The organism is Bacillus sp. SH5-2 (assembly GCF_008368905.1).
GTDB lineage: Bacteria > Bacillota > Bacilli > Bacillales > Bacillaceae_G > Bacillus_A > Bacillus_A luti.
This window is the reverse complement of record NZ_QOSD01000006.1, coordinates 170,250-186,413: the sequence shown is the minus strand read 5'-3', so window position 1 is coordinate 186,413 and position 16,164 is coordinate 170,250. Positions and strand designations below refer to the sequence as shown.

The 16,164-nt window shown below is 34.6% G+C and carries 15 protein-coding genes; 14 read left to right on the top strand and 1 reads right to left on the bottom strand.

Annotated features, from left to right (window positions below):
* Positions 1–47 precede the first annotated feature (47 nt).
* Positions 48–839 carry a DUF4240 domain-containing protein gene (locus DN410_RS05945; RefSeq protein ID WP_149175773.1) on the bottom strand — a complete coding sequence of 264 codons (792 nt, stop codon included), beginning with the start codon at positions 837–839 and terminating at the stop codon, positions 48–50.
* 191 nt (positions 840–1,030) lie between these two features.
* Here DN410_RS05945 and DN410_RS05940 point away from each other — a divergent pair, with 191 nt between their 5' ends.
* From DN410_RS05940 to DN410_RS05875, 14 genes are all read left to right on the top strand, one after another.
* On the top strand, positions 1,031–1,498 hold the full coding sequence (locus tag DN410_RS05940; protein ID WP_149175772.1) for an NUDIX hydrolase: 468 nt from the start codon (positions 1,031–1,033) through the stop codon (positions 1,496–1,498).
* Positions 1,499–2,161: an alpha/beta hydrolase gene (locus tag DN410_RS05935; protein ID WP_149175771.1), complete on the top strand. Its 663-nt coding sequence runs from the start codon at positions 1,499–1,501 to the stop codon at positions 2,159–2,161. It begins immediately after the preceding gene.
* 309 nt (positions 2,162–2,470) lie between these two features.
* Complete coding sequence (locus DN410_RS05930; protein ID WP_149175770.1) at positions 2,471–3,829, top strand: MFS transporter; 1,359 nt, start codon at positions 2,471–2,473, stop codon at positions 3,827–3,829.
* A gap of 130 nt (positions 3,830–3,959) precedes the next feature.
* Positions 3,960–6,182, top strand: coding sequence for a helix-turn-helix domain-containing protein (locus DN410_RS05925; protein WP_149175769.1), 2,223 nt, complete (start codon positions 3,960–3,962; stop codon positions 6,180–6,182).
* A 127-nt stretch (positions 6,183–6,309) separates the two neighbouring features.
* Entirely contained in the window at positions 6,310–7,128 is an 819-nt protein-coding gene (locus DN410_RS05920; RefSeq protein WP_149175768.1) for a MerR family transcriptional regulator, read from the top strand.
* Positions 7,129–7,361: 233 nt separating this feature from the next.
* Positions 7,362–7,664, top strand: a complete 303-nt coding sequence (locus tag DN410_RS05915) for a PTS sugar transporter subunit IIB (RefSeq protein WP_149175767.1) — start codon at positions 7,362–7,364, stop codon at positions 7,662–7,664.
* Positions 7,665–7,774: 110 nt separating this feature from the next.
* Positions 7,775–9,001, top strand: a complete 1,227-nt coding sequence (locus tag DN410_RS05910) for a prolyl oligopeptidase family serine peptidase (protein WP_255446678.1) — start codon at positions 7,775–7,777, stop codon at positions 8,999–9,001.
* A 69-nt stretch (positions 9,002–9,070) separates the two neighbouring features.
* A complete protein-coding gene (locus DN410_RS05905) occupies positions 9,071–9,853 on the top strand; it encodes a histidine phosphatase family protein (RefSeq protein ID WP_149175766.1) in 783 nt (260 codons plus the stop codon).
* Positions 9,854–9,886: 33 nt separating this feature from the next.
* Positions 9,887–11,188 carry a PTS sugar transporter subunit IIC gene (locus tag DN410_RS05900; protein ID WP_149175765.1) on the top strand — a complete coding sequence of 434 codons (1,302 nt, stop codon included), beginning with the start codon at positions 9,887–9,889 and terminating at the stop codon, positions 11,186–11,188.
* A 113-nt stretch (positions 11,189–11,301) separates the two neighbouring features.
* Complete coding sequence (locus tag DN410_RS05895; protein WP_000437092.1) at positions 11,302–11,622, top strand: PTS sugar transporter subunit IIA; 321 nt, start codon at positions 11,302–11,304, stop codon at positions 11,620–11,622.
* A gap of 47 nt (positions 11,623–11,669) precedes the next feature.
* Positions 11,670–13,055, top strand: coding sequence for a glycoside hydrolase family 1 protein (locus tag DN410_RS05890; RefSeq protein ID WP_149175764.1), 1,386 nt, complete (start codon positions 11,670–11,672; stop codon positions 13,053–13,055).
* Between the two features lie 258 nt (positions 13,056–13,313).
* Complete coding sequence (locus DN410_RS05885) at positions 13,314–14,168, top strand: 3-hydroxyacyl-CoA dehydrogenase family protein (protein WP_149175763.1); 855 nt, start codon at positions 13,314–13,316, stop codon at positions 14,166–14,168.
* 18 nt (positions 14,169–14,186) lie between these two features.
* Positions 14,187–14,966, top strand: coding sequence for an enoyl-CoA hydratase/isomerase family protein (locus DN410_RS05880; protein WP_149175762.1), 780 nt, complete (start codon positions 14,187–14,189; stop codon positions 14,964–14,966).
* Positions 14,967–14,981: 15 nt separating this feature from the next.
* On the top strand, positions 14,982–16,160 hold the full coding sequence (locus DN410_RS05875) for an acetyl-CoA C-acetyltransferase (RefSeq protein WP_149175761.1): 1,179 nt from the start codon (positions 14,982–14,984) through the stop codon (positions 16,158–16,160).
* The last annotated feature ends 4 nt before the right edge of the window (positions 16,161–16,164 follow it).

Genomic DNA, 16,164 nt, shown 5'->3' with positions numbered 1-16,164 from the left:
TGAAAAAAGGACTCTGTTTATTGGTTAAACAGAGTCCTAATATTAATCTACCATTCAATAGGTTCTTCTCCGCACATCTCCCATAGATTAGGAAACATTTTTTTCAAACCTTCTTCGTCATCTTCATCCCAATCTAATTCGATATCAACTTCCTCAAACTTTTCATTTGCTAAGACATGGTATAGTGTAAAGTATGTATCATCTTCATCCCCAGTCTTCTCCATGTATACTTCTTGCCCGAAATATAGAGTGAGTTCTTCAATCTCTGGGACGTCATACTCACTCAAATTTTCTAATACAGGAATTAATCGTTCTGGATCTTCAATACAAGCTTCGTATGTCTCTTTTCCTTGATATAATAACCATCCACGGAAGTAATCAAAGGTATCATCTGAACAGCCACCCATAATAATATAAGCGGCTGCCCATAAACGGGAGGTATAGGAATCTTTCAAAAGACGATGCATATGCGTATCAAAAGAAACAATTTCATGTACTGTACGCTTAGCAAGGTGAGAAGTAAGCCATTCTATTTGTTCTTCTTGGTCTTCACCTTTCGTTTTGGCACGATTAAGTAGTTCCCAAAACTCTTCTTCTGTTATCGTTTTTTCTTTTATGTAATTTCCCCCTAGAATAGGGTCTATATATCCTTTTTTACGTTTGGAAGCAACTAGTTTGTTAGCTTCTTTCATACATTCTTCTTCTGTTTCAAATTCTTTCGCTTTCACACTACCAGCTGTGCCAATCTTTCCGTAAAACACAACGTAGTCTTTTTCTTTCACAACGATTTTCCAAAACTTATTTGATTTCTCAGTTTGCTGGATTAATAACGTTTCCATTCGTACCCCCATCATGTTTTTCTAGTGTGCAATGTGATTGTAACATATGTATATACACTTGTAATGATGAAAGGGATGGTTTGGAAAATTCGAAAATTATTGAATGAAGCTGGTGAATTTAGTAATCTTATTTGTACATACATAATTGTTTTGTAATAATTTGATAGTTTGTATATAAGGGGGCATTACGGATGGATCTTACGTTTAAAGTTGAGGAAACATGTTTTAATTACCGTGTCGGAGCAATTTGTAGACAAGGTAATAAAATTTTAATTCTGCAAGGTGACGGTGAAGATTTTTGGTACGTACCAGGCGGTCGAGTAAAAATGCTAGAAAATAGTGAAGATGCGTTAAAACGAGAGCTTGTAGAAGAATTAGGTGTTCCTATTAAAGGGAAGAGATTAATATGGTCAGTAGAAAATTTCTTTACACTTTCTGAGCGAAAGTTTCATGAAATTAGTTTTTATTATGAAGTAGAGCTACATGAGTTACCTGCAAGTGGAGCGGATCAATATATTTTGGAAGAAGAGGGTAGAACGTATTTGTTTAAGTGGGTGCCAGTAGAAGAGTTAGAGGCATATAATTTACAGCCCGCGTTTATAAAAGAAAAAGTAAAGGATATAGCAGTTCATACAGAACATATTGTATTACAAGATTAAATGTATTCGGAGGGGAAAACGGTGAAGGGGACTAAAAAAGAGATACATATAAATGACAAAGTAATTCATTATACACATATCGAAAAAGGTTCTAGTACGGTTTGCTTTATGTTCTCGGGTTCAGGATACAATTACGATAAGCCGTTATTTTATTATGCAACGATGCTAATGCTAGAAAAGAAAATAGATGTTATACATATTCATTATTCCTTTGATGGACAATTAATGAATAAACCGATGGAAGAAGTAACGAAAGTAATGATGGATGATATTAATCCCGTAATAAATGAAGTGTTGAAAAATGAAAAATACAGCAAATCGATGTTTTTAGGGAAATCACTCGGAACAATTCCAATTGCGAATGATTTAATGAAGAGAGAAGAGTTTTTACAGTCGAAAATGATATTAATGACACCGTTACTGACGTTTGATACGATTTTTGATTCTATCTTACATAGTAATCATGAAGGGTTTTTAGTAATTGGAGACAAGGATCACCAATACGATGCAGGTCAAATTGATCAGTTACATAATAAAAATTTTAAAATCGATGTTATCAAAAACGCAAATCATTCTGTAAATGTTGGGGAATTTGAAACAGAGAATTCAATTACAGCGATAGCAAAAATAATAGGGAAATTGGAAGAAACAATTAAAGCTTGAATGCGTAATAATTAGTAATATACATGCAAAAGAGGTGCTTCGTGCACCTCTTTTTTTTATGTTCACATTTCAATTAAAGAAGTTTACTTGGAGAAATATTACTTTCTATGAAGCGAAGCCCGCATTAAAGAGGAATATTACTTTTCTATTTCCTATAAAAAACGGATAACAATTTTTAATATTAGTTATTACAATTTAAATACAGAAAATTCAGAAGAATTTTTAGAAACTCAAGAGGAGGTTGTTGAAAGCGTTTACTATTGTTGGAGTACAAGAAAAGGAAAATTCCCATATAAGGAGGTTATTAAGATGAAATCGATTAACCCGATGAATGTGATAGATGAGAGTCGTATTCATTCCGTGCATATTTGGTTAATATTTTGGTTGTTTATTGTAATTGCATTTGATGGATATGATGCTGTTATTTATGGAGCAACAGTACCTTCGCTCATTAAAGAGTGGGGAATATCAGATGTTACAGCAGGGGCAATTGGTAGTTATACAGCTATAGGAACAGCAATTGGAGCTGCTTTTTTTGGTTTATTAGCTGATAAAATAGGTCGTAAAAATATCATAATCGTAACTACAATCTTATTTAGTCTATTTACCTGTTTAGCTGGTTTTGCGAACGGTCCGGTAATGTTTGCGGTTTTCCGTGTTATCGCAGGTATAGGGCTTGGTGGGGTTATGCCAAATGTAATTGCTATAGCAACAGAATTCTCGCCGAAACGAGTTCGAACGGCTATCGTATCTTTTATTTTTTGCGGATATTCAATTGGAGCAATGACAGCGGCACTTACAAGTCGTACCCTTCTTACGACAGCAGGATGGGAGCCTGTTTTTTGGTTAGCGGGCATTCCATTATTGTTTATTCCGTTTTTAATGAAAAGTATTCCTGAGTCTGTTGGTTTCCTATTAATGAAAGGAAAAATAGAAGAAGCTAAAAAAGTAATAGCGAAGGTAAATCCACAATTAAGTACAGATGTGATAATTGAATTTACAAAACAACCAACTAAGGAAGCTGGATCTCCTGTAGTTAAATTATTTGGGGAAAAGCGTGCCGTAAGTACAATTATGTTCTGGATTTCATGTTTTAGTGCTTTCGTACTCATTTATTCTATGAGTACATGGTTACCAAGGCTTATGATGCAGTCAGGATACGATCTCAAATCAAGTCTCTCATTTACAGCAGTCATGCAAATCGGAGCTATTATTGGAACACTCATATTCGGTCCAATAGTAGATAAAATCGGATTTAAAAAAGTACTTGTCCCATTATTTTTCTGTGGAGCAATTGCGTTATCACTCATCGGATTTGTAAATAATATGTTTATTGGATTTGTGTTAATTTCAATAATTGGTGCTTCTTCTGTCGGACTACAAAATATGTCAAATGCATTTGTTTCTCAATATTATCCTAGTAGTATGCGCTCAACAGCGGTAGGAAGTACAATGGCCTTTGGGCGTCTTGGGGGTGTGGTAGCTCCAACTTTGGTAGGTATTCTTCTTTCCGTGCATTTATTGCCTCAATATAATTTTGCAGCAATTGCGACTGCTGCTGTAATTGGTGGTATAGCATTGTTATTTGTTAAAGAAGAACACGGAATTTACTATAAAGAGAAAAAAGAAATCGCAAGTGGAGATAACAATGTAACTACAGCCAAATAGTAAATAATCAATCCCGGGGATACATTTCTTCGGGATTTGCATTTGTTTGGTTAATAATTAGAATATTCACTTTTGTTTTATGTAACGTTTCTTATACAATAGAGAGAAAAGGTGAAATGGGGGATGGGGCGTGTCTAGTAATAAGAGAGAGAGATTAATGAAAAGAATAGAATATCATTTACGAAATACATCACGCCAGCTTATTAAAATAGATACGGAAGAAGAGGCGCTTCAATATTTAACGCATTCCTTTTGCGAAGAATTACGTTGTGATTTCGTCGCTGTGATTTTTAATGAAGGAGGACAGTTTTTGCCAAAAGCTTGGAGTGGTAACTTAACTTCTTTAGCTTCAGCGTTTCCTCTTCATTCTGATGAATGTTCTTCTAAACTACAATATCAAAGCATAACGGATCAAACGGCAGAGTCACCAGAAGTGTGTCTTCTAGCTGAAACATTGAAAAGTGCTGGGGTGGAGACTTGGTTTACTGTCCCATTAAAAGATGATATCCAGCATTTTGGTTTTTGCGTTGTTGCATTTTCAAGTTACGTTCCACTTTTAGATATGGAAATATCATTTGAAGAGTTTGGAAGAGATATAGCAGTGGCAATAGCTGTGGCTAGACAAAAAGAATCGCAGTTGAAAAAAATTGAAGGTTTTGGATGGATTAGTAAAAACCTGTCGCTAGATGTTCCGTTAGAAAAGCATGTATATGAGGTAACTTCTAAAGCAGGAATGGAAACAAATGCGGATTTTTCATGTGTTTATCTTTATAACGAAGCTGAAAATTGTTTTGTCTTTCAACCACCATCATATGGAGAAATGAAGCAACCTTATAAAATTATGATTGAGGATAAATATGAATTAAAAGAGCACTTTCCATTTTTCGAAACGATTGGTGGTGAACAGTTTACTGCGCCCATTGTTATTGATATGAAACCGATTGGGGTTTTACATGTTGAAAAGAATTGCGAAGGAGTTTTTACGGAAGCAGATTCAAAATCACTTGAAATGATTGCAAATCATTTGGCAACTATACTAGATAATGCAAGATTATATAATGGTGAAAAAGAGCATAAACAACGTCTACATTTTCTGTTAGATTACCAGCAAGCTTTATTAAAGGAAACGGTCGATGATAATAACTTTGAAGGTATTACAACAATGCTTAGTAGTCTGTTCCAAGATACAGTATTTATCTTTGATAGATTTATGCAACCTATAGCATATAATGATGAAAATGGTGGGCGTATAGCAGAACATTTATCTGAATTGGCGAGAGAAGAACGAAAACAACAACGAATGACAGATACTTTCCATATTAATGATCCGAATAATAGTGAAAATTGTTTTTCGTTTTGGATTATTAATGGAGGGGGTAATTTTTTAGGGTATTTGGCAGTGCGAAGAACGAGTGGAGGCATGGATGAATTTGATCAATTAACGGTTGATTTAGCTCGAAATATATGCTCTATCCAGTTTATTAAGCAAAAACTCGTACTTGATACGAAAGAACAAATGAAAGATAGCTTTATTAGTAAATTACTAATTGAAAGAATTGAGGATCGAGATAATATTTTACAATATGCTAACTTGTATCAGTGGAACCTTTTCAAACAACATCGAGTAGCTGTATTATCTATTTCACTTGATGAGAAAGAATTAAAGAAAGGAAACTTACTCGAACAACAAGCGAAAAAGTCGCTTATATGGGATTTAATTAAGACTCGTCTTCCAGAACTAGGGACAGGTATTTTTGCAGTATCCCATAATGATGAGCAAATATTAATTGTTCCAATAGATGAACAGAAGAAGGAATCTGATATATTTTGGGAAACGGTGTTTTATAGTATACAAAAATGGATTAACTCATCACCTATTGGATGTCGTATTTTATTAGGAATTGGTGGTATTACAAAACATTTGGAAGACTATTATATTAGTTATCAGCAAGCCGTGCAGGCTCTAAATATTTTAGATAGCCGCTTCCGAAAAAAAGGATATGCAATATTTGAAGATTTAGGTTCGTATGCTATTTTACATCATTTAAATCATTCAACAGCCGTAGAGCTGTTTGTTAAAAAACAAATTGGTCCGCTCCTTGCCTATTCAGAAGGAAAGAATATTGATTTATATAATACATTACATGTATTCTTACAAAATAATGGAAATGTAAAAAGCGCTGCAGAAGAACTTTTTATTCATCGAAGTTCTCTTCTGTACAGGCTCGAAAAGATTGAATCACTCATTTCAGTTGATTTAAATGATGCTGAAGTGAGATTTAATTTAATGATGGCGTTAAAGCTTTATGATATGCATGGTGAAGTAGTAGGGGAATTGAGGTCAATATTTTAGTTTGAATTTGATAAAAAGAGGTTTTGTATTCATACGAAATCTCTTTTTATTTTGTATATAATTGTTTTTCAAAACTTGTTACACTATAAAGGTATGTAAAGGAATTATAGATTTGAAGGTGATAGGTATGAAGAAATACAAAATAGGCGAAGTAGGAAGAGAATTTGGAGTTTCAATAGATGCTTTACGATTTTATGAAAAGAAAGGGTTCCTAAAACCAAAAAAAGATAAAGATAACGGTTTTAGATTTTATACATATGAGGATTTTGGGGTATTTTTAGCAATTAGAAGTTTTCGACAAATGGGATTTCATGTTAAAGAAATTGGATCGATTTTTAACGGTTTAGAATATGATGACATAATGAAAAAATGTAATGATAAAATAGCTGAAAAAAATGAAGCGATAAAACAGTTAGAATTAGAAACAAAGCAAATAAATGAATTTATGATTGTATTAAAAGAGTATAAAGAAAAAGAACAGAGATGGATAATTAAACCGACTGGAACGTATTGTTTTTTTAAGCACGTTCAGTTAAATGAAGGGACGTTGTGTGTAAACCCTCTATTAAAAAAATGGATGGATTTTTTACCCACAGTGTTTCCTGCATTATGTATTCCCCTAGAACAATATAAAATGAAAAATATAGATAACAGTTATTGGGTCATGGCTATTTCTGAACTGAAAATGAACGAGAACCAATTGCCAGTTGATGAAACAGTGTTACGTATAGATATGGGAGAGTGTTTACATTATCTATATGAAAAAGATGTGAATGAACCGCTATCAGCATTGATTTTAGATGAACCGTTACAAGTTATGAAGGATCTTGGGTACACTTTAAACGGAGATGTTTTATGTCGATACGTTTGTGAAATAAAGAATCAAGAAAAAACAGTTGAACAGTATGTTATTGTGATCCCTATAATGAAAACGAAAAGTGAATAATTACATATAGAAGTATAAAAAAGCATTTGATTGTTAGACAAAGTCTACAATTAAATGCTTTTTTTGAAATGATAAGATGTTTTAAAATATATTCAAATAGATTTGTAGAAAATATATGAATAAAGATATTGACCCTAGTCTTAGACCATAGTTTATATTGAACTTATAAAGAAAGCGCTTGCATAACTAAGGTGTATGCAAAGCACTTTCAATAAATATTGGAGGTTTTTATTATGAGAAATATTGTACTTTTATGTAATGCAGGTATGTCTACAAGTATGTTAATGAACAAAATGAGAGGGTATGCAGAATCAGCAGGTTATGACTGTGAAATTAATGCTTATGCATTAACGGAAGCAAAAAATGTTGGCCCAGCAGCTGATGTAATTTTATTAGGACCACAAGTACGATATGCATTAAACAATGTGAAAAGCCAATTGCCAGAAAAGCATATTGAAGTAATTGATATGGCAGCTTATGGCATGCTTGATGGAAAAAAAGTAATTGAGCAAGTGAAAACCATTTTAGGTGATTAAAAGTTTATACATAGGGAACGATTAACGAGCTGTATACGACTAATGTCAGTTTTGAAAAGTACATATATTGAGGGGGGGGGCATCGTCTGAAAAAGATAAAGAAATTTCCAATGTTATGTATGGTAGTAGGGAGCCTAGCAGGTGGTTTAGTACTTTCAGGATGTTCATCAGACAGTAAAGTTAAGACTTTAAAAGACTCAGATGTAACACTTATAACGAATGTTCTTCCGTATGGAGAAGTAGGGGCTACCGTCGTTTGTGATTTTGGGGATACAATAGATAGCTCAAAATTAACAAAAGATAGTTTTGAAGTTGAGGTGGAAGTGAATGGGAAACCTCAAAATAGAAAAATAACTAAAGTGTATACAAATAATAAGGCTGAGGTATCAGAGACTTCAAAAGACGGACAATACGTTGTGATCGAATTAGATAAAAATGATAAATATGCATCTACCTCAACATTTAATGAAGAAAAATTTTTAAGTACAAGAGATAATTTAGATTATAAATTATCTCTTACGAAAGAAATTAAAACAAAAGTAGGTGCAACTTTTAAAGCATCTGAAAAGAAAAATAAAATTTCAAATGTAGTTACTCCTGTTGTAGATGATTTTAAAAAAGGAGTATTTCAAGATGCTTCTGGAAGTAAAATGCAATACAGACTCTTTGAGCCTAAAAAAGAGCCTAACAAAAAATATCCATTAGTCTTATTTTTACATGGATCAGGTGAACGAGGAAATGACAACTATATGCAAGTTGTAGGAAATGAGGGCGCTGTAGCGTGGGCAAATCCAGAACAGCAAAAGAAAAATCCTGCATATGTGTTAGCTCCACAGGCTGAAGCAGCTGGAACTCTTACAGCATATTGGACCGAGGAACCTAACTATACTACTATGTTGAATTTACTCAAAGAAACTATCGATAAATATGATATTGATAAAAATCGCATATATGTTGTAGGTATGTCCAATGGTGGAATTGGGACTTGGAATATTATTAAGAAGAACCCAGATCTTTTCGCAGCTGCTGTTCCGATTTGTGGAATAGGAGATTTGCCGGGAAATAAGCTTGTTCGTGAATATGAACCGATGCAAGATACTTCAGCATTCAAGGATATTAAAGATATGCCAATTTGGGTCTTTCATGCAGAAGATGATCCGATAGTTGATGTGAGATATAGCAGAGATGCTGTACAAGCTATTAAAGAATTAGGTGGCTCTTTGGTTAAATATACAGAATACCCAACTGGAATCGTTCAACCAATGGGACACTTTTCTTGGGTACCAGTTTTGCAAGATAAAGAGATGATAAATTGGTTGTTTAATCAGTCAAAATAGCAGGTTACATAATATTCATTAGGAAATTGATGTTCTATTATCTGTTATGTCATATAAGGGGATTATACGATGAACAAAAAAGTTGTATCGTTTTGCGTCATTGCTTCTTTAACGGTCTCTTTGTTGGGATGTTCTCCTAATAAAACAGAGCAAGTAAAGGAGAAAAAAGAAGAAAAACCAGTTGAATTTTATTTAGTAAGACATGGAAAAACAATGTTAAATACGACTGATAGAGTACAAGGATGGGCAGATGCACCACTTACAAAAGATGGTGTTGCAGTAGCAGAGAACCTTGGGAAAGGTTTGAAAGAAGTTAAGTTTGAAAAGGCATATAGTAGCGATAGTGGGCGTGCAATAGAAACGGCGAAAATTGTATTAGATCAAAGTGGAAATAAAGATATGAAAATTAATCAAAGTAAAAATTTGCGGGAAGCATGTTTCGGTGAGTTTGAAGGGGAATTAAATCATACTTTTCGGGAAAAACTTGCGCAAGCTAATAATATGACCTATGAAGAATTTATGAATAATTTTGATATTGATATTATGCAAAAAACTGCAGCGAAGATCGATAATAGTAAACAGGCTGAAGATACTGAAACAGTCACAAAGAGAATGAGAAAAGAAGTTGATCAAATTGCAGAAGAAGTAGCAGAAGACGGCGGCGGTAAAGTGCTTGTCGTATCACATGGTATATCTTTAATGGACCTGTTATATGCAATATCTCCCGATTCCTTAAACGAGGTTGAAGAAGGGTTAGGAAATGCAAGTGTTTCAAGAGTTGTATATAAAGACGGAAAATATAAAGTTCAATCTGTAAATGATATGAGCTATGTAGAAAAAGGTAAAAAATAGACTTAACAAAATCCATATAATTAGGAGGTAATTATGAAACTGTTAGAAGGGACTAAAAACGGACTAGAACGAATCATCACACCACTAACAAATTATCTCGGAAATAGTAAAGTAGTAAATGCGATTACATCAGGGATGATGATGACAATTCCTGTTACGATTGGTGTTACATTGTTTGCTATTTTAGGTAATCTACCATTTAAAGGGTGGAAAGAATTTTTAATTCAAATTGGTTTATATACGCATATGCAAGACATGATTAGTGCGACATTAAGTTTATTAGCAGTTTATATGGTTGTCATTATCGCTTATTCCTATGCGAAAGAGGAAGGCATGAATGGAATGACAGCTGCTGTTATAGCGCTAGGTAGTTTCTTATGCTTAATGCCAATGTCTATTAAAGTAGGAGAAGAACAAATTCCAGCTATTTTAAATCAATATTTAGGTAGTGATGGGATATTCGTTGCCATGATTATCGGGGTTCTCACAAGCAAATTGTACTGTTCATTAAAAAGAAAAAATATTGGAGTGAAATTACCAGAATCGGTACCACCTATGGTAGCTGATGCGATTAACCCAGTATTTATTTCAATCATCATCTTCACGATTATTTTCTTTATTAGAGTAATATTTGGCTATACTCCATATGAAAATATCTTTAACTTTGTGGGTCAAGTTATTGCGTTACCTGTAAAAGTAATTGGATCGTCTGTATGGTCAGTTATTGCTATCTTTACTTTTATGAATTTATGTTGGTTCTTCGGTTTACATCCAGCACCAATCATAAATGTTTGGTATAGTGCGACGGCTCCGTTATTTACAGCAGCAATTACAGCTTTCGCTTCAGGAACACCTTTTTCAGAAATTCCTTACTTAGCATTTACTTTAATGCATTTTGCAGTTTTCATTGGTGGAACAGGAAATACGTTAGGTTTAGCAATAAACCTACTATTTGCGAAATCGGAACAATATAAATCACTTGGGAAAATTGGTATCGTCCCTAATATCTTTAATATTAATGAACCGATTGTATTTGGGTTACCGCTTGTTCTAAATCCAATATACTTTATCCCGTTAGTATCATCTTCAATAGTCGGCGGGTTAATTGGTATCGTATTCCTTAAAATCACGGGAATTCTATCTAACTTTAACCCACTTATTCAATTGCCATGGGTAACACCAGCACCTTTTGCAGGTTATATTTCTGGTGGTTGGTTATTATGTATCATGACAGTTTTAATCATTATCTCTCAAGTCCTATTATATTATCCGTTCTTTAAAATGGGAGATAAGAAAGCTTATGAGGCAGAACAACAAGCAGCAACACAGCAATAATCATGTATCCTACAGTATCCCGCTTGGTGTGGCTAGTAATCAGTGGGGATGAACAAAACCACATTTATTGTTTTTTCGAATTATAAAAATAAAAAGATGTTAGGAGAATCGTTATGGAACAAAATGAATTAGTAGTATTTCAAATTATATCAGCAGTAGGTAGCGCACGATCATCGTATATTGAAGCAATTCAAGAAGCAAAAATGGGTAACTTTGAACAAGCAAGACAATTAATGAATGAAGGTAGTGAAACGTTTATTGAAGGCCATAGAGCACATGCTGGATTGATTAGTAAAGAAGCGGCTGGTGAAAAAGTAGAAGTAAGCTTATTGCTAGCACATGCAGAAGATCAATTGATGAGTGCAGAAGGATTTAAAATCATTGCAGAAGAGCTTATTAGTGTTTATGAAACATTTTTAGTGAAACAAAATTAATAGAAACAAACTATCACAATACTATTTTTGAAAGGGAAAGGTAAAACATGCTCAATACTACATTTAAAAAAGACTTTTTATGGGGGGCTTCCACAAGCGCCTATCAAGTAGAAGGTGCTTATAATGAAGATGGAAAAGGCCTTTCTGTTCAAGATGTAAAGGTTATTCCTGAAGGTACGTCGGATTTCAAAGTTTGTAGTGATCATTACCATCATTTTAAAGAAGATATAAAGCTTTTTTCTGAATTAGGATTGAAAGTATATCGCTTTTCTATAGCTTGGACTCGAATTCTTCCAAATGGAACTGGAGAAGTGAATGAAAAAGGCATTGCGTTTTATAGTGATCTTATTGATGAATTGCTGAAGTATGATATCGTACCGTTAGTAACGATGTATCATTTTGATTTACCGTATGAATTAGAGAAAAAGGGTGGCTGGAGTAACCGTGCTACTATCGATGCTTTTGTTAAGTATTGTGAAATTCTATTTGATCGATTTGGAGATAGGGTAAAGAATTGGTTAACAATTAATGAGCAGAATATGATGATTTTACACGGTGGAGCTATTGGTACATCTGTATTATCTCAAAAAGAGTTATATCAACAAAATCATCATATGTTGTTAGCGGAGGCAAAGGTGACAAACTTATGCCATAAGATGATACATGATGCAAAAATTGGTCCAGCTCCAAATATTAGTTATGTGTATCCGAAAACATGTAAGCCGAATGATATAATTGCAGCGCAAAATTGTAACGCAATTCGTAACTGGTTATACCTTGATATGGCTGTATATGGACGATATAACAATATTGCTTGGAATTTCATGAAAAGTAAAAACATCGAACCAGAAATTTTAGAGGGAGATATGGATATTCTATCTAGTTCTAAACCAGACTATATTGCCTTTAATTATTATTCTTCTATTACTGTAAGTGAATATGATGAAAACTTTGTAATTGATGAAGTTGGTGATCAACAAATTGAAGTAGGTGAAGAAGGCTTCTTCATGGGTGATGATAATGAATTTCTAGAGTTAACGGATTTCGGTTGGGAGATTGATCCGATTGGCTTCCGAGCTACATTAAGAGAAGTAAATGATCGTTATAACTTGCCAATTATCGTTACAGAGAATGGAATAGGCGCTTATGACAAAGTAGATGAAAATGGGTCAGTGCAAGATCATTACCGAATTGATTATTTGAAAAAACATATTGAACAGATGGAATTGGCAATTGCAGACGGAGTTTATGTAATTGGTTACTGCCCTTGGGCTGCAATTGATTTAATTTCTACGCATCAAGGTTTCAGAAAAAGATATGGTTTTATTTATATAAATCGTGATGAAGACGATTTAAAAGATTTAAAAAGAATAAAGAAACAAAGCTTCTATTGGTATAAAGAAGTTATTTCATCAAATGGAAAAGAACGATAACATATAGTTTCGAATTTCACATCATAGAGTGCGCGCCTCAAGAAAAAATTATTTACTTTGAGGTGCGCGCTTTTTATATGTAAAATAACTATACCTTTCGCTTGATAAGGTATAAAGCCGTTTGAATTAGAATGAATACCCTCAAAATGTATGAAAGAAATATATGTATTTCCTACACTATGTACATACAAAAACTTTTTGGATATAGATATAATTTAATTACAGAATATTTAAAAATTTATTTGAGGAGGTAGCAAAATGGCAATTCAAACAATTGGCATTGTCGGTGCAGGATCTATGGGTTCTGGCATTGCAAATTTAGCTGCATTACATGGATTTACGGTTATTTTACATGATATTGAAGAGCGTTATTTAGATAATGCAATACAACGTATAAATGGTTTTATGACTAAGAGTGTTACAAGAGGAAAGATGACGGAAGAAGATAAAGAAAAGGCGCTTGGCCAAATTCGACTCACTACAACTTTAGAAGATATGAAAAATGCGGATGTAATTATTGAAGCAGTGTTAGAAAAATTAGAGTTGAAGAGAGAAGTGTTTGCAGCACTGGATCGCATAGTTCCTGAAGGGGTTATACTTGCGACAAATACTTCATCTATGTCAATAACAGAAATCGCGTCAGCGACGAATCGTCCAGAGCGAGTAGCAGGTATGCACTTCTTTAATCCGGCACAACTTATGAAACTTGTAGAAGTTGTTCGCGGCTATAAAACGAGTGATGAAACAGTCGAAGAATTGAAAGCGTTATCTAAAAAACTTTCGAAAGAACCAGTTGAAGTAAAGAAAGATTCACCTGGATTTATTGTAAATCGAATTATGATTCCGCAATTTATTGAAGCAATTAAATTGCTTGAAGATGGGGTTGCGTCTGCAGAAGATATTGATAAGGCTGTTACACTGGGCCTCAATTATCCGATGGGGCCGTTTACACTACAAGATTTTGCAGGTGTAGACATTGGCTATCACGTGATGGAGTACTTCAAAGAAGAATTAAATAATGATCAATACGCGCCGCCGCTTCTTTTAAAACAACTAGTTAGAGCAGGTAGACACGGCAAAAAAACAGGTGCAGGTTTTTATGATTATGAATAAAGAATGGGGGATTTAGTTATGAATTATGAATTTTTAATTTGTGATATTGAAAATAAAGTTGCAATCGTTACGATTAATCGACCACCTGTAAATCCGTTGAATACACAAGTGTTTCATGAACTTTCCAGTCTATTTGGCGAACTAGAGGCGAATGAAGAAGTACGAGTAATCGTTCTTACAGGAAGCGGAAGGAAAGCATTTGTCGCAGGCGCTGATATTAATGAAATGGCAGCACTTGATCTTGTCGGTGTAAACAAAATGAATAAAACTTCACGAACGGTATTTAGCAAAATTGAAAATATGTCAAAACCAGTTATCGCTGCAATAAATGGATTAGCTCTTGGTGGTGGTTTTGAACTTGCACTCGCATGTGACTTACGCATTTGTTCGGATCAAGCAAAATTCGCTTTTCCAGAAGTAGGACTCGGAATTATTCCTGGAGGCGGAGGTACACAGCGTCTTCAAAAGATTGTCGGCCAAGGTATAGCGAAAGAATTACTTTATTTCGGAGATATGTTTGATGCAGAGCGTGCTTTCGATTTACATATTGTCAATAAAGTAGTGCCTGCGGAAGAGTTGTTTGAAGCGGCAAAGGAGTGGGCATATAAATTGGCAAAAAAACCACCAGTAGCACTTCAAATGTTAAAGACGGCGGTGAATGTAGGAAGTAATGCTGATCTTGAAACAGGCTTAATCATTGAAAGCACCTGTTTTGGAAATGCATTCGCAACAGAGGATCGTAAGGAAGGATTACAAGCATTCGTTGAAAAAAGAAAACCAGTTTATTTAGGGAAATAATGAGGTGAAAAGGATATGAAAGAAATTGTTTTATTAGAGGGAGCAAGGACTCCATTCGCTGAAATTTCGGGATCATTTCGGGGATTAAATGCAACAGAATTAGGGGCAATTGCCGCTAAGGAAGCAATACGTAAAGCTTCTATATCTGCTGAAGATATTGATCAAGTTGTATTTGGTAACGTTCAGCAATCTAGTAAAGACGCACATTTATTGGCAAGGCATGTTGGTCTAAAAGCTGGAGCACCTATTCATGTACCAGCTTTGACAATCAATCGACTTTGCGGAACTGGTGTTGAATCTATTTTAACGGCTGCTCGTTATATTCTTAGCGGGGAAGCAGAAGTTGCACTTGCAGGTGGAACGGAGAACATGAGCCAAGTGCCGCACGTAATACCCGGAATGAGATGGGGAAGCCCGCTCGGTGGTCCAGCTATAGAAGATTGGTTATGGGATGGCCTTTATGATACGTACGGCAAATGTACGATGGGAGAAACAGCTGAAAACTTGGCTGCAAAATATAACTTAACGAGGGAAGAAGTAGATCGGCATGCACTCTCTAGTCATGAACGAGCTCTTGTAGCAAGGGAAAATGGGTATTTCAAAGAAGAGATTGTTCCAGTAACAGTGAAAGGAAGAAAAGGAGAACAGGTCATTGAAGAGGATGAGCATATCCGTCATACGAGTCTAGAAAAACTTGCAAAGTTAAAACCTCGTTTTGTGGAAAATGGTGTCGTAACTCCTGGTAGTGCAAGCGGAATGGTGGATGGTGCAGCTGCCGCTGTTTTGGCATCAAGTAATTTTGCAAATGATAGAGGATTAAAACCGATTGCTAAGCTTATTTCTTGGGCTGTTGTAGGAGTAGAACCAAAGTATATGGGAATTGGTCCAGTGCCAGCAATTCAAAGTGCATTAGAAAAAGCAAATTTAACTTTGGCAGACTTAGACTTGATTGAAATTAATGAAGCATTTTCTGCGCAATACTTAGCTTGTCAAAAAGAATTAGGATTCGACCTTAATAAAGCGAATGTAAATGGTGGGGCAATTGCAATAGGTCATCCACTTGCTGCAAGTGGAACGAGAATTTCTCTATCCTTAATTTATGAATTAAGAAGAAGAAATAAGAAATATGGAGTATCCGCTGTTTGTATTGGCGGAGGACAAGGAATCGCAGCGATTTGGGAAGCGTTGTACTAGAGAG